Annotated in this window: 19 protein-coding genes and 1 tRNA gene; 7 read left to right on the top strand and 13 right to left on the bottom strand. The window is 68.7% G+C overall.

The features are described 5' to 3' along the window. The first annotated feature begins 51 nt into the window (after nucleotides 1-51). The 7 genes from ILP86_RS04420 to ILP86_RS04390 all read left to right on the top strand — a co-directional run bounded on the left by ILP86_RS04420 (nucleotide 52) and on the right by ILP86_RS04390 (nucleotide 6428). Nucleotides 52-2613 carry a transglycosylase domain-containing protein gene (locus ILP86_RS04420; RefSeq protein ID WP_061016518.1) on the top strand — a complete coding sequence of 854 codons (2562 nt, stop codon included), beginning with the start codon at nucleotides 52-54 and terminating at the stop codon, nucleotides 2611-2613. After that, nucleotides 2604-3551 (top strand): metallophosphoesterase, encoded by a 948-nt coding sequence (locus ILP86_RS04415; RefSeq protein WP_308431883.1) that lies wholly within the window; start codon nucleotides 2604-2606, stop codon nucleotides 3549-3551. The genes ILP86_RS04420 and ILP86_RS04415 overlap by 10 nt, the downstream gene beginning before the upstream one ends. A gap of 9 nt (nucleotides 3552-3560) precedes the next feature. Next, on the top strand, nucleotides 3561-4106 hold the full coding sequence (locus tag ILP86_RS04410) for a hypothetical protein (RefSeq protein WP_113681257.1): 546 nt from the start codon (nucleotides 3561-3563) through the stop codon (nucleotides 4104-4106). A 55-nt stretch (nucleotides 4107-4161) separates the two neighbouring features. Then, nucleotides 4162-4238: transfer RNA gene (locus tag ILP86_RS04405), tRNA-Pro, on the top strand. A 66-nt stretch (nucleotides 4239-4304) separates the two neighbouring features. After that, nucleotides 4305-4781, top strand: coding sequence for a VanZ family protein (locus ILP86_RS04400; RefSeq protein ID WP_193761433.1), 477 nt, complete (start codon nucleotides 4305-4307; stop codon nucleotides 4779-4781). Next, entirely contained in the window at nucleotides 4778-5533 is a 756-nt protein-coding gene (locus tag ILP86_RS04395; RefSeq protein ID WP_058632091.1) for an HAD-IIB family hydrolase, read from the top strand. The genes ILP86_RS04400 and ILP86_RS04395 overlap by 4 nt, the downstream gene beginning before the upstream one ends. A gap of 52 nt (nucleotides 5534-5585) precedes the next feature. Continuing rightward, on the top strand, nucleotides 5586-6428 hold the full coding sequence (locus ILP86_RS04390) for a DUF1295 domain-containing protein (protein ID WP_058632092.1): 843 nt from the start codon (nucleotides 5586-5588) through the stop codon (nucleotides 6426-6428). Nucleotides 6429-6466: 38 nt separating this feature from the next. Here the strand turns inward: ILP86_RS04390 and ILP86_RS04385 are convergent, their stop codons facing one another. The 13 genes from ILP86_RS04385 to pta form a co-directional block, all read right to left on the bottom strand. Next, nucleotides 6467-7726, bottom strand: coding sequence for an alpha-hydroxy acid oxidase (locus ILP86_RS04385; protein ID WP_046747911.1), 1260 nt, complete (start codon nucleotides 7724-7726; stop codon nucleotides 6467-6469). A gap of 10 nt (nucleotides 7727-7736) precedes the next feature. Continuing rightward, on the bottom strand, nucleotides 7737-8459 hold the full coding sequence (locus tag ILP86_RS04380; RefSeq protein WP_046747910.1) for a FadR/GntR family transcriptional regulator: 723 nt from the start codon (nucleotides 8457-8459) through the stop codon (nucleotides 7737-7739). 104 nt (nucleotides 8460-8563) lie between these two features. Then, the gene (locus ILP86_RS04375; protein ID WP_193761432.1) at nucleotides 8564-9217 is read right to left on the bottom strand and encodes a thymidine kinase; all 654 of its coding nucleotides are present in this window, start codon (nucleotides 9215-9217) and stop codon (nucleotides 8564-8566) included. Between the two features lie 9 nt (nucleotides 9218-9226). Further along, nucleotides 9227-10699 (bottom strand): malate:quinone oxidoreductase, encoded by a 1473-nt coding sequence (locus ILP86_RS04370; protein ID WP_046747908.1) that lies wholly within the window; start codon nucleotides 10697-10699, stop codon nucleotides 9227-9229. 82 nt (nucleotides 10700-10781) lie between these two features. Next, nucleotides 10782-11852 carry an aspartate-semialdehyde dehydrogenase gene (locus ILP86_RS04365; protein ID WP_193761431.1) on the bottom strand — a complete coding sequence of 357 codons (1071 nt, stop codon included), beginning with the start codon at nucleotides 11850-11852 and terminating at the stop codon, nucleotides 10782-10784. A 180-nt stretch (nucleotides 11853-12032) separates the two neighbouring features. Further along, the gene (locus ILP86_RS04360; protein WP_046747949.1) at nucleotides 12033-13313 is read right to left on the bottom strand and encodes an aspartate kinase; all 1281 of its coding nucleotides are present in this window, start codon (nucleotides 13311-13313) and stop codon (nucleotides 12033-12035) included. Between the two features lie 105 nt (nucleotides 13314-13418). After that, the gene (locus tag ILP86_RS19895) at nucleotides 13419-14336 is read right to left on the bottom strand and encodes a DMT family transporter (protein WP_113681260.1); all 918 of its coding nucleotides are present in this window, start codon (nucleotides 14334-14336) and stop codon (nucleotides 13419-13421) included. Continuing rightward, a complete protein-coding gene (gene recR, locus ILP86_RS04350) occupies nucleotides 14333-14926 on the bottom strand; it encodes a recombination mediator RecR (protein WP_046747905.1) in 594 nt (197 codons plus the stop codon). The genes ILP86_RS19895 and recR overlap by 4 nt, the downstream gene beginning before the upstream one ends. Further along, nucleotides 14926-17238, bottom strand: a complete 2313-nt coding sequence (locus ILP86_RS04345) for a DNA polymerase III subunit gamma and tau (protein WP_193761430.1) — start codon at nucleotides 17236-17238, stop codon at nucleotides 14926-14928. Before ILP86_RS04345 ends, recR begins: the two co-directional genes overlap by 1 nt. A 45-nt stretch (nucleotides 17239-17283) precedes the next feature. Beyond that, nucleotides 17284-19791: a glycoside hydrolase family 65 protein gene (locus tag ILP86_RS04340; protein ID WP_046747903.1), complete on the bottom strand. Its 2508-nt coding sequence runs from the start codon at nucleotides 19789-19791 to the stop codon at nucleotides 17284-17286. Continuing rightward, nucleotides 19788-20546 (bottom strand): HAD-IA family hydrolase, encoded by a 759-nt coding sequence (locus tag ILP86_RS04335; protein ID WP_193761429.1) that lies wholly within the window; start codon nucleotides 20544-20546, stop codon nucleotides 19788-19790. Before ILP86_RS04335 ends, ILP86_RS04340 begins: the two co-directional genes overlap by 4 nt. 100 nt (nucleotides 20547-20646) lie before the next feature. Then, nucleotides 20647-21867: an acetate/propionate family kinase gene (locus ILP86_RS04330; RefSeq protein WP_193761428.1), complete on the bottom strand. Its 1221-nt coding sequence runs from the start codon at nucleotides 21865-21867 to the stop codon at nucleotides 20647-20649. Beyond that, nucleotides 21864-24008: a phosphate acetyltransferase gene (pta, locus tag ILP86_RS04325; RefSeq protein ID WP_193761427.1), complete on the bottom strand. Its 2145-nt coding sequence runs from the start codon at nucleotides 24006-24008 to the stop codon at nucleotides 21864-21866. Before pta ends, ILP86_RS04330 begins: the two co-directional genes overlap by 4 nt. Nucleotides 24009-24060: the final 52 nt, after the last annotated feature.

The following is a 24060-nucleotide window of genomic DNA, read 5'->3' as shown; positions in this document are numbered from 1 at the left end:
GGGCGGGCTCGTCAAAGGCGGTATTCAGGGAACTCCCCTACGATCAAGCGTATGCCCCAAAAGAATCGCACGGTGAGAGGCGTGCTCGGCGGTCTCGTCGGGCTCGTCGGCCTGAGCGCCGTCGCCGGTCTCCTCGTCACGGCCAGCGTCACCCCGGTGCTCGCGATGACCGGCCTCGCAGGCACCCAGGCTCTCACCCTCTTCGATCAGCTCCCCGAGAGCCTCGACCCGAGCACGCCGATGGAGCAGTCGACCATCTACGCGACCGCCCCCGACGGTTCGCAGGTCGAGCTCGCGTCGTTCTACGAGCAGAACCGCGTGCCGGTGACCTACGAGCAGGTCTCCCCCACCCTCTACGACGCGATCCTGTCGAGTGAGGACAAGAACTTCTACAGTCACGGCGGCGTCAACATCGGCGCGACCGTGAAGGCCCTGGTCGACAACGTACGAGGCACCTCCAGCCGTGGTGCGTCGACGATCAGCCAGCAGTACGTGAAGAACGTGCTGATCCAGAAGTGCGAGCAGGACGTCGACACCACGTCTGACACCTACTCGGAAGACCTCCAGCAGTGCTGGCTCGACGCCACCAACGCGACAGGGGCGAAGGGCATCGAGCGCAAGCTGCAGGAGATGCGCTACGCGATCCAGATCGAGAAGGACTTCTCCAAGAACGACATCCTCCTCGGCTACCTGAACATCGCCAACTTCGGTGGAACCGTGTACGGCATCGAGGCGGCCGCGAACTACTACTTCTCCACGACGGCCGCGAACCTCACGGTCGCGCAGTCGGCGACTCTCGCCGGCATCGTGCAGAACCCGAACACCTACCGGATCGACAAGCCGGAAGGCACGATCACGAACTCCGAGGGCGTGGCGCTGAACACGGCCGCGGATGGGTACGCACTCACGAAGGACCGCCGTCACTACGTGCTGGGTCGCATGCTCGCCGACGGCAAGATCACGCAGGCACAGTACGACGAGGCCGACGCATCCGAGATCGCGCCCGCGCTCAACCCCCCGACGCAGGGGTGTGCATCCGCCGGAACCAGCGCGTACTTCTGCCAGTACGTGAAGTCGATCGTCCTGAACGACGAGGCCTTCGGGAAGACGCAGCAGGAGCGCACGGATCTGCTCCGCCGCGGTGGCCTGAAGATCTACACCACGCTGGACTACCGCATCCAGAACCCGGCCGCCGAGAGCATGTCCGAGATCGTTCCCGCCAACGCCGACAACCAGAACTTCGGCGCCGCCGGCGTCTCGGTCGAGGTCGGCACCGGACGAATTCTCTCGATGACGCAGAACACCATGTTCACCGAGACGCCCACCGACGACCAGGCCTACACATCGCTGGTGTTCGCCGGTGACAAGGACCACGGCAACTCTGGGGGCTTCCAGGTCGGATCGACCTACAAGCTGTTCACGCTGATCGACTGGCTCGAGAAGGGCCACTCCGTCAACGAGGTGCTCAACGGAAGCGTCCAGACGAATCTGAGGATCCCCGTGTGCGGCGCCAAGCAGAGCACCGACACGAAGAAGATCGGCAACTTCGGCGGCGGCGGCGGCGGGACGAGCTCGGTGCTGAACTTCACGAGGAACTCCCTCAACAGTGGGTACTTCGCGATGGCGTCGAAGCTCGATGTCTGCGACATCAACAAGGTTGCCGACCGCATGGGTGTGACGCTCGCGAACGGTGGCAAGGTCACCGACGAGAACGTCCCCTTCGATGTGCTGGGACCGAAGAACATCTCTCCTCTCGCCATGGCAAACGCCTATGCGACCGTCGCGAGCGGCGGAAAGTACTGCACGCCTCGCGCGATCGATCGCGTGGTCGGCGCCGACGGTAAAGACCGCGAGTTGCCCGCGTCGTCCTGCACCGACGGCGTGCTGCAGCCCGAGATCGCGGCGACTGCCGCCTTCGCGCTGCAGAGCGTGATGAGCGGCGGTGGCACCGGATCCCGCGCCAACCCGAACGACGGCACTCCCCTCATCGGCAAGACCGGTACGCACGACCGCTGGTCGACCATGATGATCGAGTCCAGCACCAAGGTCACCACCGCGGTCTGGGCGGGTCGCTGGCAGGGTCAGGCCAACATCTACCAGAAGCGGGCCAACGGCTGGAACCTCAACGACATGCGATACCCCCTGGCCAAGGCCGCGCAGGGGGCAGCCAACGCCGCGTACGGCGGAGACGCCTTCCCGAAGCCCGACGGCAAGCTGACCCGACAGCAGCTAACGACGGTTCCGAGCGTCGTGGGCAAGTCCGTCGAGGAGGCGACCGGCATCCTCACCGACGCCGGCTTCCAGGTCTCCGTCGGAGGGGCGGTCGACAGCGATCTCGCCGCCGGTCTGGTCGCCGGTCAGGACCCCACAGGGGAAGCTCCGAACGGCGCGACGGTCACGCTCACGACCAGTAACGGCCAGGGGACGACCGTCCCCGCGAACCTCGTGGGGATGTCGAGAGCTCAGGCGACCGCTGCGCTCGGGGCGGCCGGCTTCACGGACATCGAGTTCGACAACTCGTGCAATCCGCCGACATCCGTCGTGGGCAACTCCGACCCTGCGCCGGGCACTGCGGCCAGCAAGTCCACCGCCGTGCGTGTGACGTGCCAGTAGCGGCACGACGCGGCGCGCACCCGGCCCTCATCGCGCTCGGCGCGGTGGGGGCCGTGGGTGCCGGCGCTGCCATCTGGGGCATCGGCATCGAGCGGTACTTGTTCACCGTGCGCGAGGCCTCAGCAGTGGCCCTCCCGTCGGGCGCAGCACCGCTGCGCATCCTGCACATCTCCGATGCGCACATGGCGCCGTGGCAGCATCGCAAACAGGACTGGCTCGCCTCCCTCGCCGAACTGAAGCCCGACCTCATCGTGAACACCGGGGACAACCTCGGCCATGAGAACGGACTCGACGGCATCCGGCGTGCCTTCGCTCCGTTCGCCGGCATCCCCGGCGTGTTCGTGCACGGCTCGAACGACGTGGCAGCGCCGTCTCCGCGGAACCCCTTCCGCTACTTCCTCGGCCCTTCCAAGAAGAACCACAAACCGGAGCTGCTCGACACCGACGCGATGGACCGGTACTTCACGGATGAGTTGGGCTGGACCGACCTGAACAATGCCGCAGCACGGCTGCGCATCGCAGGCACCGACGTCGATCTCTTCGGCGTCGACGACGCCCACCGTGACTGGGATCGGCTGGACGAGCTTCCCGACGCGATCTCGGCACTCGGCGCTCGTGACGCGGCGACGCCCGTCCTCGGCGTCACGCACGCGCCATATCAGCGGGTGCTCAACGGCTTCACCGATCTCGGCGCCGATGCGATCCTCGGAGGCCACACGCACGGCGGTCAGGTGTGCATTCCCGGGTACGGGGCTCTCGTGGCGAACTGCGACATCCCGCTCAAGCAGGCCAAGGGGCTCAGCACCTGGTCGCACGGCGGACGCACCGTGCCGCTCAACGTCAGCGCGGGGTGCGGACACTCCATCTACGCGCCGGTCCGCTTCGCCTGTCGACCCGAGGCGACGCTTCTCACGCTCACGGCACAGCCTCGGCGCTGAGCGCGCCGGGTGACGCAGTTGCTTCCGCCCGGCGAGGCGAAGACGGCACGGACCGCAGCCTTCGGGGCGAGCGCGATGTACCTCCTGATCCCACTGACCTTCTCGGTGCTCGCTCTGCCCCTCGTCAGTGAGGCCACGCGCCCACCGCTCGGACTGGCGGATTGGCCTCGATCCGCCCTCACTCTGCTCGCGGTGTCCATCATCGGTGTCCTGCTGCCCGCGATGGCTCTCCTCCGTGGAATCCGCTCGCTCGTGCGTCCCCCTGCGCGCGTGCTTCTCGCCGCTCTCGCATTTCTGTTCACGCTGATCTGGGGTGTGATCGTCGCGTGGGCCATCGGTCTGGGCGCCAGCGGAGGGAACAGCGAAAGTGCCGTCGGGATGCTGTCCGTGTGGGTGTTGACGACGTCGAATGTCTGGCCCATCCTGGTCACAGCCGGTTGCATGGCTCTGCCACGCGGGCGTGCGCGCCTCATCACGCTCGCGGCATCCACGGGCGGAGGGCTCCTGCTCCTGATCGTCGCGCTCATCACCGTACGCATCACCGCACAGGTGTGATCCGGCCTCGATTCGGCGCGGGGAGCATTTCCCTGTAGACTCGGAGGGTTGCAAACGGGGTGTGGCGCAGCTTGGTAGCGCGCTTCGTTCGGGACGAAGAGGTCGCAGGTTCAAATCCTGTCACCCCGACCAGTAACACCGGAAGGCCGCCCTCAGGGGCGGCCTTCTCTGTACCGGGACCGTGCACGAAGGGAACGCATGAGCTCTCTGCTCCCGCCGCCGCGCCGTTTCACCCGGGTATGGGCGCTCGCCCTCAGCGTCCCCTTCCTGATCGGCCTCGCCGCCCTCACCCTCACGCCGTCGAAGGTCGAGGACTCGATGCCGAATCTGCTCGACGTCATCCTCACGACCACACACCGTCTCGGCTGGGAGTGGCTCGACTTCACGCGGCTCGAGATCATCGCGAACGTGCTGGTCTTCGTGCCGGTCGGCATCCTCGCCTTCCTGCTCCTCCCCCGTCGCGTGTGGTTCCTCGCACTGTTGGTGGGACCGCTGCTGTCCGCGATGATCGAGACCGCTCAGCGCGTGGCTCTTCCCCACCGCGCAGCGACCGTGAACGATGTCGTGGCCAACTCGACGGGCGCGATCCTCGGCGTCGCCGTCGCGGTCGTCTTCACCCTGCTGCTCGCCCCGAGATCTTCTCAGCGTCCACGTTCTAGGCTGGAGACATCATGACCACGCCCACGCTCGTCGCCTTCGATCTCGATGACACGCTCGCCCCTTCGAAGGGTCTGATCGACCCGAGGATCGCCGATCTGCTGCGCGCGCTCCTGCGCACCGTCGACGTCGCCATCATCTCCGGCGGCAACGAGGCGCAGTTCCGCTCGCAGGTCGTCGCCCGACTCGGCGATGCGGATGCCGCTGACCTCGCGCGCCTGCACCTGCTGCCCACCTGCGGCACCCGCTACCTCCGCCACGACGGCACGGACTTCGCACCGGTCTACGCGCACGATCTCAGCGACGCAGACAAGCAGGCGGCTCTCACGGCTCTGCGCGAGGAGGCCGAGCGCCTCGGGCTGTGGGAAGCCGAGCCGTGGGGCGACATCCTGGAAGACCGCGGATCCCAGATCACGTTCTCGGCACTCGGGCAGCGCGCACCGCGCGAGGCGAAGCACGACTGGGACCCGACGGGCGCCAAGCGGAGCGCTCTGCGGGACGCCGTCGCCGCACGTCTGCCCGGCCTCGAGGTCCGCTCCGGTGGATCGACCTCCATCGACATCACCCAGGCAGGCATCGACAAGGCCTTCGGCATGCGGCAGCTCGCCGAACACACCGGCATCGCCCTCACCGACATGCTGTTCTACGGCGACCGGCTCGATGAGGGCGGGAACGACTATCCGGTGCTCGCGATCGGCGTGCCCTCCATCGCCGTGGAGGGTTGGGAAGACACCGCCGACAGACTCGACGCACTCCTGCTGACCCTCTGATCCACATGGTGTCGTGCGGCACGCCACCGCCGCATGGTCCTAGCATGGCGTCATGGATGCCCTGCTGATCGTCATCGTCGTCGCCGCGGTCTCCAGTGCGGCCTGCTGGGTGCTCTCCCTGATCACCCGTGACACCTCCTGGGTCGATCGCGCCTGGTCGATCGTCCCCGTCGCCTATGTGTGGATCTTCGTCGCCGGGGCCTTCGTGAACGGCGAGGGTTCGGCACGCGTCGTCCTGATGGGTGTCCTGGCGACGGCGTGGGGAGCCCGGCTGACCTTCAACTTCGCCCGCAAGGGCGGCTACACCGGGATGGAGGACTACCGCTGGGCGATCCTCCGAGGACGCATGCGTCCCTGGCAGTTCCAGATCTTCAACCTGCTGTTCATCATCTGCTACCAGATGGCGCTGCTCGTGCTCATCACGCTGCCCGCTGCCCTCGCCGCCCGGAATCCGTCTGCGCTCACCGGATGGGATGCGCTGTTCATCGCCGCGTTCCTCGCGTTCCTGGTCGGCGAGACGATCGCCGACCAGCAGCAGTGGGTGTTCCATCAGCGGAAGAAGAAGGCGGGCGGCACCCTCCCTCCCGGCTTCGCCACGACCGGACTGTTCCGGTACAGCAGGCACCCCAACTTCTTCTTCGAGCAGGCGCAGTGGTGGGCCTTCTACGCGATCGGTGCGACGGCAGCGGTCGCGGGTGGCGCCGGAGTCATCGGCGGCGTGCTGAACCCGACGATCATCGGACCCGCGCTCCTCACCGTGCTGTTCATCGGCTCGACGATCTTCACCGAGTCGATCACCGCGTCGAAGTACCCGGCATACGCCGACTACCGCCGCACGACATCGATGCTCGTGCCGTGGCCTCCACGCACGCGATCCGTGGCCACGCAGTCCTGAAGCCGGCGCCCACCGGGTGCTGACGCTCAGGCAGGATCTCAGCTCACGCGGGCCTCCGCGGCGGCGCGTGCGACGGGAACCAGCCTGGTCAGCTGGGTCACGTGCGCGGGCTCGAGCTCGGCGAGGGACGCGACACCCAGCAGGCGCATCGTGCGCTCGATCTCGCTGCGCAGGATCGCGATCGTGCGGTCGACGCCCTGACGTCCACCCGCCATCAGACCGTAGAGGTAGGCCCGCCCGATCAGCGTGAAGTCCGCGCCGAGCGCCACCGCGGCGACGATGTCGGCGCCGTTCATGATGCCGGTGTCGATCATGACCGTGAAGTCGTCGCCGACCGCCCGACGCACCTCCGGCAGCAGATGGAAGGGGATCGGCGCGCGGTCGAGCTGACGCCCTCCGTGGTTCGAGAGGACGATGCCGTCGACTCCGGCGTCACGCAGGCGCACCGAGTCCTCGACGTTCTGCACGCCCTTGATGACGATCTTGCCCGGCCAGATGTCGCGGATCACCGCGAGATCGTCGTAGCTGATCGTCGGGTCCATCGCCGCATCCAGCAGCTCCCCCACCGTGCCCCCTGTGGTGCTGAGGGAGGCGAACTCGAGCTTCGGCGTGGTGAGGAAGTCATACCACCACCACGGCCGCGGAATCGCGTTGATGATCGTGCCGAGCGTGAGCTGAGGCGGGATGCTGAAACCGTTGCGCTTGTCACGAAGGCGCGCACCGGCGACCGGGGTGTCGACCGTGAACTGGAGGGTGTCGAAGCCCGCCGCCGCCGCACGACGGGTGAGTTCGTAGGAGATCTCGCGGTCGCGCATGACGTAGAGCTGGAACCAGTTGCGCCCCTGCGGGTTGGCAGCCTTGACACCCTCGATCGAGGTGGTGCCGAGCGTGGAGAGCGTGAACGGGATGCCGGCGGCCGCGGCAGCTCCGGCACCGGCGGTCTCCCCCTCGGTCTGCATCAGGCGCGTGAAGCCGGTGGGCGCGATCCCGAAAGGCAGAGCGGACGGACCGCCGAGGATGTCGACGGTCGTGTCGACCGTGGGAGCCGGACGCAGGATGCCGGGATGGAACTCCACGTCCCGGAAAGCCTGACGGGCCCGGGTGAGGGACAGCTCGCCCTCCGCGGCTCCGTCGGTGTAGTCGAAGGCCGCCTTGGGCGTGCGTCGCTTGGCGATCAGGCGCAGGTCGTCGATGGTGAGGGCCCCCTCCAGCCGTCGCTTGCGGCCGTCGAGCTCCGGCTTCTTGAACTTCATCAGCTCGAGGAGTTCGGCGGGGTTCGGGAACTGGCGCTGCACCATGATGTGCCTCTCAGATCTGGGGGTGGATCTCACGGGTGAGGCCCGTGGACGTGTAGTAGCCGGTGATGTGCGTGTGGATCAGGGACCGCGCGGCATCCACGTCGCCGGCATCGATCGCGGCGACCAGCGCGCGGTGCTCGGCACGGAGCCGGGCCGACATCGCCTCCCAGTCCGGGATGGTGGCGACACCCGCCTGCACGTAGGACTCGATCGAGGAACGCAGGCCAGCCATCATCGCGGCGATGACCGTGTTGCCGCTGGCCTCGGCGAGCGAGAGGTGCAGCTGAGCGTCGAGGGCGAGGAACTCCGATGGCGAGAGCAGGGGTTCGTCCATCGCGGCGAGCAGTTCCCGCGCGCGGCTCGTGTCACGCTCCGGTGCGCCGGCCATCGCCACCACCACCGCATCCTCGAGCACCAGACGAGTCCGCACGACATCGTCGAGGGGGAAGCCCTGCGCCGCGACCTGAAGCCTCAGCAGCGCTGACATGCCTCCCGTGGGCGTCGCGATCACGATGGCCCCCGACTGCGGGCCGGAACCGGTCGCGGTGCGGATGAGCCCCATCACCTCGAGCACGCGGAACGCCTCACGGACGCTCGAGCGCCCGACGCCGAGCTCGGTGGCGAGATCCCGCTCGGACGGCAGTCGGTCACCCGGGCCGAGGCGCGCGTCGAGCAGGTCGCGTTCGATGTGCTCGAGCACGAGGCGCCAAGCGCGTGCCGGCTGGTCCGCCATCGATCCTCCTGTGGTCTGACCACAGAGTACCGCGTGTGGTCAGACCACGCAAACAGGGTCGCCGACACACCCGCTGCGCCGGGCGCGGGTGGAGGGCGGCGAGCTCAGCCCAGGCGTCCGCCGGATTCCTCGAGATAGCAGGTGCCACACAGCGACTCGTAAGTGGTCAGCTCGGGCGACGCCGACCCGGTCGCGCCCTCGTCGATGGCGACCTGGTCGCCGTCGAACACGAAGCGCCCGCCCACGACGCGGCCGTTGAACACGGCCTTCCGTCCGCACCGGCAGATGGTCTTGAGCTCCTCCAGCGAGTGCGCGATCGCGAGCAGGCGCGCGGAACCGGGAAAGGCGTGCGTGAGGAAGTCGTTCCGGATGCCGTAGGCGATCACCGGGATGCCGTCGACGACGGCGATACGGAAGAGGTCGTCGACCTGAGTCGGGGTGAGGAACTGCGCCTCGTCGATCAGCAGGCACGCGACGTCGCGCGCGCCTTCGGGAAGCAGCTCGTCGTCGGCCGCATGCTGCATGCGGTCACGATGCTTCGCGAACACCCTGCGTGCATCGTCGTCGGGGGCGATGAGGAAGTCGACCAGGCGTGTGACGCCCAGCCGACTCTCGATCTCGGACGCACCCTTGGTATCGATCGCCGGCTTCGCGAGCAGCACCCGCTGCCCACGCTCCTCGTAGTTGTAGGCAGCCTGCAGCAGAGCAGTCGACTTGCCCGAGTTCATCGCGCCGTAGCGGAAGTAGAGCTTCGCCACGGGACTATCTCAGACGTTGATGCCGAGGACGGCTGCCGTGGCTTCGGTCGACTTCTCCGCGAGCTCCGGGTTCTCGTTCAGCTTCTCACCGAATGTGGGGATCAGGGCACGCAGCTCCGGCTCCCACCCCGGGTACTCGGCCGGGAAGCACTTCTTGAGCAGGTCGAGCATGATCGGGACGGCGGTGGATGCTCCGGGCGACGCCCCCAGCAGGCCCGCGATGGAACCGTCGGCCGCCGCGACGACCTCGGTGCCGAACTGCAGGATGCCACCCTTCTTCGGGTCCTTCTTCATCACCTGGGCGCGCTGACCGGCATCGATGAGGGTCCAGTCCTCATCCTTGGCCGTGGGCATGAAGGTGCGGAGGCTGTCGACCTTCTTGGCGTGGTTCTTCAGCAGCTCGCTCACGAGATACGTGATGAGGTCGGGGTTCTTCACCGCGACCTGCAGCATCGGCAGCAGATTGTGCGCACGCACCTGGGTGACGATGTCGAGCATCGAGCCGTTCTTCAGGAACTTCGGGCTGAAGGTCGCGAACGGTCCGAACATGAGCGAGGCCTCGCCATCGACGACACGGGTGTCGAGGTGCGGGACCGACATGGGCGGAGCGCCGACCGACGCCTGCGAGTACACCTTCGCCTTGTGCTGAGCGACGATGGTCGGGTTCGTGGTCTTGAGGAACTGCCCGCCGATCGGGAAGACGCCGTAGCCCTTGATCTCGGGGATGCCGGAATTCTGCAGCAGCTTGAGCGCCCAGCCACCCGCACCGACGAACACGAAGCGGGCCCTAACCTCGCTCGGGGTGTGACCGATGCTGTTGCGGTACTTGACCAGCCAGGTTCCGTCCTTCTGCTTCTTCAGGCTGCGCACCTCGTGATTCGTGCGCAACGACACGCCAGCGTCGGTCAGGTGGTCGAAGAGCTGGTGCGTGAGGGAGCCGAAGTCGACATCGGTACCGGCGGGCACACGCGTCGCAGCGAAGGGCTCGCCCTTGCGCCGCTGCTGCATGAGCAGCGGCGCCCACTTGTTGATGACGCGAGAGTCCTCGCTGTACTCGATGCCCGCGAACAGCGGCTGCTTCTTCAGCACCTCGTAGCGGTTCTTGAGGTAGGCGACGTCCTTCTCGCCCCGCACGAACGTCATGTGCGGTGTCGCGTTGATGAAGGTCGACGGCTCGTCGAGCACGCCCCGCTCCACCAGAGACGACCAGAACTGACGGCTCTGCTGGAACTGCTCGTTGATCGACACCGCCTTGGCGGGGTCGAGGGGAGCGTCGCCCTGCTGGGGCATGTAGTTCAGCTCGCACAGGGCGGCGTGGCCCGTGCCGGCGTTGTTCCACGGGTTGGAGCTCTCCTGAGCCACCTCGGAGAGTCGCTCGAAGGCGACGATCTTCCACTCCGGCTGCAGCTCGTGCAGGAGAGTACCCAGGGTGGCGCTCATGATGCCACCGCCGATCAGGACGACATCGACGTTTTCAGTCACCGAGCCAGTCTAGTTCGCGGGCGCGCTGCCGCCGACCATGCGGCGGGTTCCACCAGACCGCTTCCACATGACGGGGATGCAGTCAGGCTATGACCGCCAGGCGCTCGGCCAGGATCTCGGCGATCTGCACCGCGTTCAGCGCGGCACCCTTGCGCAGGTTGTCGTTGCTGAGGAACAGCACGAGCCCCTTGCCCTCGGGGGCGGACTGGTCGGCACGGATGCGACCCACGAAGCTCGGGTCCTGCCCCGCAGCCTGCAGCGGCGTCGGCACCTCGTCGAGCACGACGCCGGGCGCAGCGCTCAAGACCTCGCGTGCACGCTCGGGCGTGATGTCGTCAGCGAACTCGACGTTGATCGAGAGCGAGTGACCGGTGAAGACCGGGACGCGCACGCAGGTGCCCGCGACGCGGAGATCGGGGAGCTCGAGGATCTTGCGGCTCTCGTTGCGGAGCTTCTTCTCCTCGTCCGTCTCGTTGTCGCCATCGTCGACGAGGTTGCCGGCGAACGGGATGACATCGAACGCGATGGGCGCGATGTACTTCTCCGGCTCGGGGAAGTCGACCGCGGATCCGTCGTGCACGAGGCGCAGGGTGTCGCCCTGGGCCAGCACTCCCTCGACCTGACCGAGGAGCTCCTGGGCACCGGCGAGACCGGACCCGGAGACGGCCTGGTAGGTGGAGACGATCAGACGCTCGAGACCGGCCTCCGCGTGCAGCGCCTTCAGCACGGGCATCGCGGCCATCGTGGTGCAGTTCGGGTTCGCGATGATGCCCTTGGGGCGCTCGTCGATCGCGTGCGGGTTGACCTCGCTGACCACGAGCGGCACCTCGGGGTCCATGCGCCAGGCGCTGGAGTTGTCGACGACCACGGCGCCGGCTGCGGCGAATCGGGGTGCGTAGGCACGGCTCGCCGTGGCACCGGCCGAGAACAGGGCGATATCGATCCCCGCAGCGTCCGCGGTCTCGACGTCTTCCACGATGACGGTGGCGCCGCCGAACTCGATCGCCGTGCCGGCAGAGCGCGAGGACGAGAACAGCCGCAGATCGCGGATCGGGAACGACCGCTCGGCGAGAATCTCGCGCATCACGGTGCCCACCTGGCCGGTGGCGCCGACGATGGCGACGGAGAGTCCTGAATCGGAGATGCGGGTCATGATGTTCCTTGGCGTCGTGCGGTACTGCGTACGAGGCTTCGGGCGCGGCGTCGGGGTGCTGAGGCTGCGCCTGGCGCCGGTGTCAGGGTTGCGGTGAGTCTACCGCGACCGGAAGGAGTGCCGGCCCTCCGCTCCCCGCACTCGAGTCGTCGGCAGGAAAACGAGGGGGAACGGCAGAGATCAGCGGCCGGTGCCGGCGTGGACCGTGGCCTCGGCGTCGCCGTCGAGCCCATAGGCGGTGTGCACGGTGCGAGCGGCCTCGGTGAGGTCGGTGTCGCGGAGCACCACGGAGATGCGGATCTCGGAGGTCGAGATCATCTCGATGTTGATTCCTCCGGCGGAGAGCGCCTCGAAGAGCGTCGCGGAGACGCCCGAGTGCGTGCGCATGCCCGCCCCGACGACCGAGAGCTTGCCGATCTGGTCGTCGTGGATCAGGTTCTGGAACCCGACCTCGGTCTGCTCCCCCGCGAGGGCCTTGAGGGCACCGGCGGCATCCGCCTTCGGCACCGTGAAGGAGATGTCGGTGCGTCCGGTCGCCGACACGTTCTGCACGATCATGTCGACGTTGGCGCCCGACTTCGCGACGATCTTGAAGATCTCGGCGGCCTTGCCCGGCACGTCGGGCACGCCCGCGACCGTGATCTTGGCCTGGCTGAAGTCGGTGGCGACGCCGGCGACGATCGGTTCTTCCATGACTGCTCCCTCGGCTTCGCGAGGGTTCTTCATGCCCTCGCCCAGAACGTACGTACCCTCGGACGACGAGAAGGTCGACCGGGCGTGAATGAGGACCCCGTGGCGGCGTGCGTACTCAACGGCGCGGATGTACAGCACCTTGGCCCCGTTGGCTGCGAGCTCGAGCATCTCCTCGCTCGAGACGTGGTCGAGCTTCTGCGCCTTCGGGATCACACGCGGATCGGCGGTGAAGATGCCGTCGACGTCGCTGTAGATCTCGCACACGTCGGCGTCGAGCGCGGCGGCGAGCGCGACGGCGGTGGTGTCGGATCCTCCACGACCGAGGGTCGTGATGTCGCGGGTGTCGCGGTTGAAGCCCTGGAACCCGGCCACGATCACGATCGCCCCTTCGTCGAGGGCTTCACGCAGGCGCACCGGCGTCACGTCGACGATGCGGGCGGCACCGTGCTGCGAGTCGGTGATCATGCCCGCCTGGCTGCCGGTGAAGGAGCGCGCCTCGAAGCCCATCGAGTGGATCGCCATGGCCAGCAGCGCCATCGAGATGCGCTCTCCGCTGGAGAGCAGCATGTCCAGCTCGCGCGGAGCAGGGATCGGTGCGACCTCGTTCGCGAGGTCGAGCAGCTCGTCGGTGGTGTCGCCCATGGCGCTCACGGCGACCACGACGTCGTGTCCTGCGCGACGCGTGTCGACGATGCGCTTGGCGACGCGCTTGATGCTCTCTGCGTCGGCGACGGATGAGCCGCCGTACTTCTGCACGATGAGGGCCACGATCACTCCCTGGGATGATGGGCGGATCCGCCCACGCTCATTCTACGATCGGCGCGCATGCCCCGCCGCGCATGTGACGCCTGCCGGGTGCGCGGCGAGCAGGCGTCAGAGCGAGGGCGGGAGCGCCTGGGGCGAGACCGGACGGAGGCGGCCGCCGGTGGCAGCGAACCAGCATCCGACGATGATCAGCGGGAAGCCGAGCAGCAGACCGGGAGTCAGGGGTTCGGCGAGGACGATGGCACCGAGGATGATCGCGACCACCGGATTCACGTAGGTGAACAGCGGGGCGCGCACCGGTCCGACCTCACGGATGAGCGCGAAGAACGCCAGGAACGCCACCGCCGTGCAGATCACTGCGAGTGCGAGAAGCGCGGCGATCGACGGCAGCGTGGGCACCTCGTGCTGGGTGAGCGCTCCGATCGGCAGATAGAAGATCCCGATCATCAGCAGGGACAGGGTGATGGTGCCGAGCGAGGGGACGTCGTTGAGCTTGCGCGCCACGATGAACGGCGCGATCGCGTACAGCACGGCGACCAGGAGCACCTCACCAGCGGCGAGAAGGCTGACCTCGCCGCCGAAGAGTCCAGGACCGGCGACCACGACCGCCACGCCGACGAAGCCGACCAGCAGTCCGATGCCGCGGGCGGGCCTCAGCACTCCGCGGTCACCGCCGCCCAGGGCGATCAGGGCGGCGAACAGCGGCACCGTCGCCACGAGCAGACCGGTCATGCCCGAGGGCAGCGTCATCTCGGCATGCCCGAGCAGCACGAAAGGCCCTGCCATCTCGACGGCACCGAAGGCGAGCACCCAGGGCCAGTGCTTCAGAGCGGCTCGCAGCGCTCCGCTGCGGATCGCGAAGGGCAGCAGCAGGAGAGCCGCGATGAGAGTGCGCCCCGCCACGATCGCCGGCGGGGAGAACGACTCGACCGCGACGCTGATGAACAGATACGGCACTCCCCACAGCAGCGCCATGGCACCGAAGAGGAGCCAGCCGCGCCGCGAGAAGCCCGCGTTCGGGCTCACAGGATGCGCCGGCCCTCGAAGGCACGACCGAGGGTGACCTCGTCGGCGTACTCGAGGTCTCCGCCGACGGGCAGCCCGGAAGCGAGGCGGGAGACCGTGATCTGCATCGTCGTGAGCAGACGGCTGAGGTAGCTCGCGGTCGCCTCCCCCTCGAGGTTCGGGTTGGTGGCGAGGATGACCTCCTGCACCGTGCCGTCGGCGAGGCGTGTCATCAGCTGGGCGATGCGCAGATCGTCCGGACCGATGCCGGCGATGGGGCTGATCGCTCCGCCGAGCACGTGGTAGAGCCCGCGGAACTCCCTGGTGCGCTCGATCGCCGCGACGTCTTTCGCGTCTTCGACCACGCAGATCAGCGCCTGACTGCGGCGCGGATCGCGGCAGATGGCGCAGCGCTCCTGCTCGGCGACGTTGCCGCAGACCTCGCAGAACCGCACGCGGGTACGGATCTCGCCGAGCAGCTCGGCGAGACGCGCGACATCGAACGTCGGCGTCTGCAGGATATGGAATGCGATGCGCTGGGCGGACTTGGGCCCGATACCGGGAAGCCGTCCGAACTCGTCGATCAGCTCTTGGACGATGCCGTCATACATCAGGAGAACCTCGTCGGGGGCTCGTAGGGCTCTTCGCGCACGAACGTCGCGCCGAGCACCTGGCGGATCACGGCCTCACCGTAGCGCTGCACTCCCCCGGCGGAGGGCTGGCGCTCGACGACGACCGGCGGGGCGGCGGCGACAGCGGTGCGCTGCGTCTGCGGCGCGGACCGCGCAGGAGACGCCTGCCGCGGGAGCGGCGACTCTGCGGGCGGCTCGTACGAAGGGTCGTACGGCGGCTCATCGTCGAAGGCCGGAGCCTCGTCATCGCCGGGCAGCGGGGGCTCGTCTCGGTCCACGGCACCGTCGGAGGGGGGCGCGGGAGCCGAAGCGGCAGCCTCGACCTCTTCGGGCTCGTCGTCGACGGCGAGGGGCGCCGTCGGAACCGGAGCCTGGTTCACCGGCCGCTCGGTCGCGGTCGGGATCGGCGCGACAGCCCATTCCGTCACCGCCGAGGCGGAGGCGCTGCGGGACTGCGGACGGGGGGAACCCGCTGACGCAGGCTCCGATGCGGGAGCGGCATCCGCCGGCGTCGACGCCCCTGACGGCGAGGGCTGACGCGGAGCACCTCCCGCCGGCATGGGCGCCGGCAGGTACTTCACGCGCACGCCGAGCTCGTTCTCGATCGCCGACCGCAGGTGATCGGAGGGACCGGAGCCGGGGGTCGTGCCCTTGAACTTCGCCACATCGTGCTGGCTGGTGAACCCGAGGGTCAACACCTCGGTCTCGGTGACGTAGGCAAGCGGCTGCACGGCCGTGGCCAGCAACCAGGACGTGCGGCTGATGCTCTCGAGACGCGTGAGCACCGCCGGCCACGCTGCACGGATCCGCTCGAAGGTGACCGGCCCCTGCGGTGCGGCGACCTCGGGGGCTGCTGCTTCGGGAGCGACGCCGGCGGTCTCGTCTGCGCCTCGCGCGCCTTCTCCCTGCTCGTCTGCCGGGCGCTGATCGGCAGGGGCGGACTCCGCTGCAGCAGCGGCGGGCGCCCCCGAAGGAGCGGCGGACGGAACCGACGCAGTTGGCGCTGGAGCTGGGGCTGCCGGGGGTGCAGACGGTGCTACCGCTGCCGGGGCCGGAGTTGCCGGGGCTGGAGTTGCCGGGGCTGGGGCTGCCGCGGCCGGAGCAGCAGTCGGACGGGCCGAAGCCGTGGCCGCGCGCTCGCCTCCAGCCACGGGCGCCGACGCGGCGGTGTCGGTCGCTCCGGCGAGGACGCGCGCGACCATGAGCTCGAGGTGCAGCCGTGGCGAGGTGGCACCGGACATGTCGTCGAGGGCGGCGCTGACCACATCGGCCGTGCGCGAGAGCCGGGCGGAGCCGAATGCGTCGGCCTGAGCCCGCATGCGCTCCAGGTCGTCTTCCGCGACCCCGCGCAGGACGGCGGAGGCTCCGGGCCCGACCGCCGCGATCACGATGAGGTCGCGCAGACGCTCGAGCAGGTCGTCGACGAAGCGGCGAGGGTCCTGGCCGGTCTGCACCACACGGTCGATCGCGGGGAAGGCGGATGCGGCGTCGCCGGCCGCGAGCGCGTCGACGATCTCGTCGAGCAGCGCAGCGTGCGTGTATCCGAGCAGGGCGACAGCGCGCGCGTAGCCCACCGTGACCGTCTCGGACCCGGCCGGAGCGTCCGACCCGGCGATCAGCTGGTCGAGGAGCGAGAGGGTATCACGCGGCGAACCGCCACCCGCGCGGACCACGAGCGGGAGCACACCCTGCTCGACGATCACGCCCTCCTCGGCGCACAGCTTGGCGACGTACTCGAGCATCGCGGCAGGCGGCACGAGTCGGAACGGATAGTGGTGGGTGCGCGAGCGGATGGTGCCGAGCACCTTCTCGGGCTCGGTGGTCGCGAAGATGAACTTGACGTGCTCCGGCGGCTCTTCGACGAGCTTGAGCAGCGCGTTGAACCCCTGGGGCGTCACCATGTGCGCCTCGTCGAGGATGAAGATCTTGTAGCGGTCGCGGCTCGGGGCGAAGGTGGCCCGCTCACGCAGGTCGCGCGCGTCGTCGACGCCGTTGTGGCTCGCGGCGTCGATCTCGACCACGTCGAGCGATCCACCGCCGGCGCGCGACAGCTCGACGCAGCTCGGGCACACTCCGCAGGGCACGTCGGTCGGCCCCTCGGCGCAGTTCAGGCACCGCGCCAGGATGCGCGCAGACGTCGTCTTCCCGCACCCGCGAGGACCGGAGAACAGGTAGGCGTGGCCGACCCGGTCGCCTCGCAGCGCCGTCATCAGCGGATCGGTTACCTGGGACTGCCCGATCATCTCGCCGAATGCTTCGGGGCGGTAGCGGCGGTAGAGGGCTGTGGTCACCACAACAGCCTACGGCGTGCCACCGACCTTCGGCGGGCCGAGCGGTCAGTCGATCGGTTCGATCACCGGGATCGCCGTGGTGATCACGGGAACGGACGCCGACATGCGCGTCCCGTCCTCGCGTCGGGCGTCGGCGAACTGCCGGAGGGTCGGCCGTCCGGGGATCAGCGGACCCTGATCGGCGAGCGGCACGACGACCTCATCCTCCACCGTCGCGATGTAGGCCGTGTCCCGCACGCTGAAGGGCACGGGCGGCCCGTTGCGCACTTCCACGCGGAGCTCGTCCTTCGTCACCGTCACCCTCAAGGTCGACCCCTGCCACTGCAGCGGGAACGACAGCGACGGCCATCCGGCAGGGAGCCTCGGGTCGAAGCTGAGGTCGCCGGCATAGTCGCGCATACCGCCGAAACCGCACACCAGCGCTGTCCACACCCCGCCCGCCGACGCCACGTGCACGCCGTCAGCCGCGTTGTGGTGCAGGTCGTGCAGGTCGACGAACAGCGACTGCTCGAAGTACTTCTGCGCGAGGTCCTGGTACCCCACCTCGGCCGCCAGGATCGACTGCACGACGGCCGACAGCGTCGAGTCGCCGGTGGTCAGCGGGTCGTAGTAGTCGAAGTCGGCCTTCTTCTCCTCCGGCGTGAAGTGATTGCCCTGCAGGAACAGCGCGAGCACGACATCCGCCTGCTTGAGCACCTGGAACCGGTAGATCACCAGAGGGTGGAAGTGCAGCAGGAGCGGACGCTGTTCGGCCGGGGTGTTGGCGAGGTCCCAGACCTCGCGCTCGAGGAACAGCGAGTCCTGCGGGTGGATGCCGAGCCCCTCGCTGTAGGGGATGTACATCGCCTCGGCCGCGCGGTCCCAGGCCTCGGCCTCTCCTGGTCCGAGTCCCGTGCGATCGACGAGCTTCACGTAGTCCTCGGGATAGCTCTCGCGGATCTCGCGCACAACCTTGGCCGCGTAGCGGAGGTTGTAGCGCGCCATGACGTTCGTGTACAGGTTGTCGTTGACGACCGTCGTGTACTCGTCAGGGCCGGTGACGCCATGGATGTGGAACGTGTCGATCCCGTCGCCCGCCCCGGTCTCCTCGACCAGACGCGAAGCACGCCAGAACCCGAGCGTCGCCCACAGCCGCGCGGTCTCGATCGCGATGTCCGCGCCCTCGCGGCGCAGGAACTCCTCGTCCCCGGTGGCACGCACATACTTGCCGAGCGCGAAGCTGATGTCGGCGTTGATGTGGTACTGCGCGGTGCCGGCGGCGTAGTAGGCGGAGGCCTCCTCGCCGTTGATCGTGCGCCACGGGAACAGGGCTCCCGCCTCGTTGAGCTGGGCCGCCCTGCGCCGTGCGGCCGGCAGCATCCCCACCCGTGCGCGGAGGGCGTTGTAGGCCCACCGGGGCGACGTGTAGGTGAGGAAGGGGAGCACGTAGATCTCGGTGTCCCAGAAGTAGTGGCCGCTGTATCCCGAACCCGAGACGCCCTTGGCCGGCACTCCGGCGCCGTCGGCGCGCGCCGATGCCTGAGCGAGCTGGAAGAGGCACCAGCGGGTGGCCTGCTGCAGGTCGTCCCTTCCTCCGATCTGCACGTCGCTGCGGTCCCAGAACGCGTCCAGCCACTCCCTCTGACGACGGAACACCGTCTCGACGCCCTCGTCCGCAGCCCGATCGAGCGTGCGCCGGCACCGGTCGACCAGCTCCCTCGGGGGCACGCCACGCGACGTGTGGTAGCTGACGAGCTTGGTCACGGTGATCGGCACACCGGCCTTCGCCTGCACGCGGAAGACGTTCTTCGCGATGTCGGGCTCGACGAGCGTGCGGGCGTTGAACTCGTTCTCGGTCTCCACCACGTGGTCGGCGACCACCGCGACCGTCATCCCCGAATCGGCGACGCGGTAGGAGAGCGCAGAGCGCAGCCCGTCCTGCCAGTGCTCGGCGGGTTCCAGCACGCGATCGGCGATCTTCTCGGCCTTGCGGGGGTCGAACGCCGCGGCCTTGGTGCCGATCGGCGTACCGGCGTAGACACCGGCGCCGTCCTGCCTGTTCAGCAGCTGGCAGCTGATCGTGACCGGCGCATCCGCGTTCTCGACCACCACCTCGAGTCGCAGTACCGCGAGGTGGCGCTCCTCGAAGCTCACGATCCGCTCGTCACGCATCCGCACCCGCTTGCCCGACGGCGTCTCCCACACGACGAAGCGCTCGAGCACGCCGGTGCGCAGGTCGAGGGTGCGACGGTACTCGCGCACGTCGGCGTCGTCGAGCGAGATCGGCTCGTCGTCGACGTACACCCGCATGACCTTGGCATCCGGTGCGTTGACGATCGTCTGCCCGACCTCGGCGAAGCCGTAGGCCTGTTCGGCATGGCGGATCGGCCACGTCTCGTGCAGCCCGTTGATGAAGGTGCCGTGCTCCTGGGCGCCGCGACCCTCGATGTGGTTGCCGCGCAGACCCAGGTAGCCGTTGCCGACCGAGAACAGCGTCTCGCCGACGCCTTCCTCCGAGTAATGCGTGTCGATCAGACGCCACGGGTCGACGGGGAAGCGGTCGCGATCGATCATGCGGACTCCGGGGTCTCGGTGCGGGAGGCGGGAAGGAAGACGGCGAGGTCGTCGACGACGACGGTCGCACCGGCGGCCCGGAGGGCGTCTGCGCCCGTGCCCCGGTCGACGCCGACGACGGTCGCGAAACCGGCTGCGGCGGCGGAAGCGGCGCCGGACGTGGCGTCTTCGACGGCTACGGCGCGGGCCGGGTCGACGCCGAGGGCGGCGGCACCGGCGGCGAACATGTCGGCTGCGGGCTTGGAGGCCAGACCATCGCGCTCGGCGACGACGCCATCGACCACGATGCGGAAGAAGGAGCGGATGCCGGCGGCGCCGAGGACCTCTTCGGCGTTCTTGGAGCTCGAGACCACCCCGAGCGGGATGCCGGCCTCGTGCAGAGCCTCGACGAGGGCGAGCGAGCCGGGATACGCGGCGATGCCCTGACCGCGCAGCGATGCGGCGAACGCGGCGTTCTTGCGGTTGCCGATACCGCACACGGTCTCGGCTGAGGGGTCGTCGTCGACGTCGCCCCATGGCAGCTCGACGTTGCGACTGCGCATCAGGCTCGCCACGCCGTCGTAGCGCTTCTTGCCGTCGACGTAGTCGTAGTAATCGGCATCGGTGTACGGCGGAGTGATGCCCCATCGGGCGAAGACGTCGTCGAAGACGGCCTTCCACGCACGCATGTGCACCTCGGCCGTGGGGGTCAGCACGCCGTCGAGGTCGAACAGCACGCCGTCAGCGTGGAACAGGTCGGGCAGTGCTTCGGGCACAGAGCCTCCAGGAGAAGGGCGATCGTCGGGCCGGCACCTCTCCGTGCCACTGTGCAAGCGTAATGCGGTGACGCGCCACGGGGTAACCCCCGAGAGCGGATCAGAGCAGCTCGGCCGTCTGCCTGGCGATCTGCAGTTCCTCGTCGGTGGGCACCACCAGCACCGCGACGCGAGACGCATCCGTGGAGATGCGCCGGATGCCCCGCTCGCGCGCCTCGTTCCTCGCCCCGTCGATCTCCACACCGGCGAACCCGAGCGTCGCCATGGCCGCAGCGCGCACCGGGGCCGCGTTCTCGCCCACACCGGCCGTGAAGGCGATGACGTCCACTCCCCCGAGCTGTGCGATGTAGGCACCTGCGTACGCACGCAGGCGGTGCACGTAGACGTCGAAGGCGAGGATCGCCGCGTCGTCCTCGGCCTCGACACCGGCGAGGATGTCGCGCATGTCACTGCGCCCCGCGAGGCCGGCGAGCCCGCTGCGGGTGTTGAGCAGGGAATCGAGGTCGTCGATCGACAGGCCGGCGCGGCGCGACAGGTGCACGAGCGCCGCCGGGTCGATGTCTCCGGAGCGTGTGCCCATGACCAGGCCCTCGAGCGGCGTGAGGCCCATCGAGGTCTCCACCGACCTGCCGCCGTCGATCGCGGTCACCGACGCGCCGTTGCCGAGGTGGAACACCAGCTGACGGAGCTCGGAGATGTCGCGGCCGAGGAACGCGGCGGCCGACTCGCTCACGTACTGGTGGCTCGTGCCGTGGAAGCCGTAGCGTCGCACCCGATGCTCCGCGGCGAGCGCGGCGTCGATCGCATAGGTGTAGGCGGCGGGCGGGAGCGTCTGGTGGAAGGCGGTGTCGAACACCGCGACGTGCGGCACTTCGTCGAACACCGCCCGCGCGGCACGGATACCGGCGAGGTTCGCGGGGTTGTGCAGCGGCGCGAGCACCGCGAGCTCGTCGATCTGACGTTCCACGTCGGCGTCGATGAGGGTCGGGGCGTAGAAGCGCGCACCACCGTGGACGACGCGATGCCCGACCGCGACGGGGCGGTGGTCGTCGAGCGAGGGGCCGTGCGCGGCGAACTGCTCTCGCATCACCTCGAACGCCTCAGCGTGGTCGGCGATCGGCCGCTCGCTGCGGAAGGTGGCATCGAGCATCGTCGGCACGGCATCGCCGTCGACGACGGGGCGCACGGTGTGGGCGACCGGGCTGGCCTGCTGACCGATGCGCTCGATCAGTCCGCTCGCGAGCAGGTTCTCCTGCTCGATGTCGATCAGGCTGTACTTCAGTGACGAGGATCCGCTGTTGATGACCAGGATGGCGCTCATGCCGGGTCCTCCGTCTGCTCTGTCGTCCGCGCTGCTCCCTGCGCCTGGATGGCCGTGATCGCCACCGTGTTGACGATGTCGGCGACGAGCGCACCACGGGAGAGATCGTTGATGGGCTTGTTGAGGCCCTGCAGCACCGGTCCGATCGCGACGGCGCCGGCCGAGCGCTGCACGGCCTTGTACGTGTTGTTGCCGGTGTTGAGGTCGGGGAACACGAACACGGTCGCCCTGCCCGCCACGGCAGAGTCGGGGAGCTTGGCCTTGGCCACTGCCGCGTCCGCCGCCGCGTCGTACTGGATCGGGCCCTCGACGGGAAGCTCGGGGGCGCGCTCGCGCACGAGAGCCGTGGCCGCGCGCACCTTGTCGACATCGGCACCGGAGCCGGACTCCCCCGTCGAGTACGAGAGCATCGCCACCCGTGGATCGATGCCGAACTGCCGGGCGGTCGTCGCCGACGAGACCGCGATGTCGGCGAGCTGCTCGCTGGTGGGGTCGGGGATCACGGCGCAGTCGCCGTAGACGAGCACGCGGTCGGCGAGCGCCATCAGGAACACGCTGGAGACCACGTTCACACCCGGCTTGGTCTTGATGATCTCGAACGACGGGCGGATCGTGTGCGCCGTGGTGTGCGCGGCGCCGGACACCATGCCGTCGGCGAGTCCGAGATGCACCATCATGGTGCCGAAGTACGACACGTCGGTCACGGTGTCGGCGGCCTGAGCGATGGTGATCCCCTTGTGCGCCCGTAGCCGTGCGTACTCCGCGGCGAAGCGCTCGACGAGGCCGGGGTCGTTGGGACTGAGCACCTGAGCCGCAGCGATGTCGATCCCCAGCTCGGCCGCCCGACCACGGATGGCCGCCTCGTCGCCGAGGATCGTCAGATCGGCCACCTCTCTCGCCAGCAGCGTCGCCGCGGCGCGGAGGATGCGGTCGTCGTCCCCTTCCGGCAGCACGATGCGACGGCGGTCCGCGCGGGCGCGCTCGATGAGTCCGTACTGGAACATCAGCGGCGTCACCACGTGCGCTTCCGCGAGCCCGAGCTGCTCCGTCAGTTCCGTGATGTCGACGTGGGCCTGGAAGAGGGCGAGCGCGCGGTCATACCGTGTTCGCGAGTCGGCGGAGATGCGTCCTCGAGTGCTCATCACCCGGACCGCCGTGTCGTAGGTGCCCAGATCGGTGGTGATGATCGGCACCGACGACGCGAAGCCGTCGAGCAGCTGCACGATGGGCTCAGGCAGCGGGAACGGTCCGTTCAGGATGATGCCGGCGATGCGCGGGAAGGTGCCGGACGAATCGGCCAGCAGCGCGGCGAGCAGCACCTCGGTACGGTCGGCGGGGATCACCACCACGGCCTCTTCGGTGAGCCGCGGCAGCACATTGACCATCGACATGCCGGCGACGACGATCGTCAGCGCCTCTCGCGTCAGCCGGTCGTCATCGCCTTTGAGCAGGGTGCCGTCGACGGCGGCGAGGATGCCGCGGATCGAGGGCGCGACCAGTGCGCGGTCCTCGGGGATCGCCCACACGGGTGTGCTCTCGGCCGGCAGGGCTGCGTGCACGGCAGCGACGATGTCGTCGAGCGCTGCGGGATCGGCGCGGTTCACGGCGACGGCGAACAGCTCTGCACGCTCCTCCGCGAGCTCGGACAGGGCGAGAGCGGCGATCTGCGCGATCGCCGCAGCCGGACGAGCCGTCGTCGTGCCCAGCTGCTCGGCCTGACGCTGTTGGTCGCGGCCGCTGAGCACGAGCAGCACCGGCGCACCGAGGTTCGCCGCCATCCTGGCGTTGAAGCCGAGCTCGGCGGGACTCGCCACATCGGTGTAGTCGCTGCCGACCACGACCACGGCGTCGCACTGCGCCTCGACGGCCTTGAATCGCGCCACGATCGTCGACAGCGCGGCCTCGGGGTCGGCGCGCACATCGTCGTAGGTGACGCCGATGCAGTCGTCGTAGTCGAGGTTCACCCCGTCGTGGGCGAGCAGGAGCTCCAGGATCTCGTCTCGTTCCGTGACCGACCGGGCGATGGGCCGGAACACGCCGACCCGCGGCGAGACGCGCATCAGGGCATCGAGAGCCCCGAGGGCGATCGTCGACTTGCCGGTATGGCCTTCGGCCGAGGTGATGTAGATGCTCTGCGCCACGGCTTCAGCTTAGGCGCGGCGTCGATGAACGCACCGAGCGTCGCACCGGATC

The sequence above is a fragment of the Microbacterium sp. R1 genome, from assembly GCF_015159725.1.
In the GTDB taxonomy this organism is placed as follows: Bacteria; Actinomycetota; Actinomycetes; order Actinomycetales; family Microbacteriaceae; genus Microbacterium; species Microbacterium oxydans.
This window is presented reverse-complemented; position numbering and strand designations above follow the sequence as displayed.

Coding starts and splice junctions, on each gene's coding strand:
- ILP86_RS04330 (WP_193761428.1), bottom strand. CDS start 21,867: ATGAGCGCCATCCTGGTCATCAACAGCGGATCCTCGTCACTGAAGTAC.
- ILP86_RS04340 (WP_046747903.1), bottom strand. CDS start 19,791: ATGATCGATCGCGACCGCTTCCCCGTCGACCCGTGGCGTCTGATCGAC.
- ILP86_RS04420 (WP_061016518.1), top strand. CDS start 52: ATGCCCCAAAAGAATCGCACGGTGAGAGGCGTGCTCGGCGGTCTCGTC.
- ILP86_RS04400 (WP_193761433.1), top strand. CDS start 4,305: ATGAGCTCTCTGCTCCCGCCGCCGCGCCGTTTCACCCGGGTATGGGCG.
- ILP86_RS04385 (WP_046747911.1), bottom strand. CDS start 7,726: ATGGTGCAGCGCCAGTTCCCGAACCCCGCCGAACTCCTCGAGCTGATG.
- recR (WP_046747905.1), bottom strand. CDS start 14,926: ATGTATGACGGCATCGTCCAAGAGCTGATCGACGAGTTCGGACGGCTT.
- ILP86_RS04365 (WP_193761431.1), bottom strand. CDS start 11,852: ATGACCCGCATCTCCGATTCAGGACTCTCCGTCGCCATCGTCGGCGCC.
- ILP86_RS04390 (WP_058632092.1), top strand. CDS start 5,586: ATGGATGCCCTGCTGATCGTCATCGTCGTCGCCGCGGTCTCCAGTGCG.
- ILP86_RS04380 (WP_046747910.1), bottom strand. CDS start 8,459: ATGGCGGACCAGCCGGCACGCGCTTGGCGCCTCGTGCTCGAGCACATC.
- ILP86_RS04395 (WP_058632091.1), top strand. CDS start 4,778: ATGACCACGCCCACGCTCGTCGCCTTCGATCTCGATGACACGCTCGCC.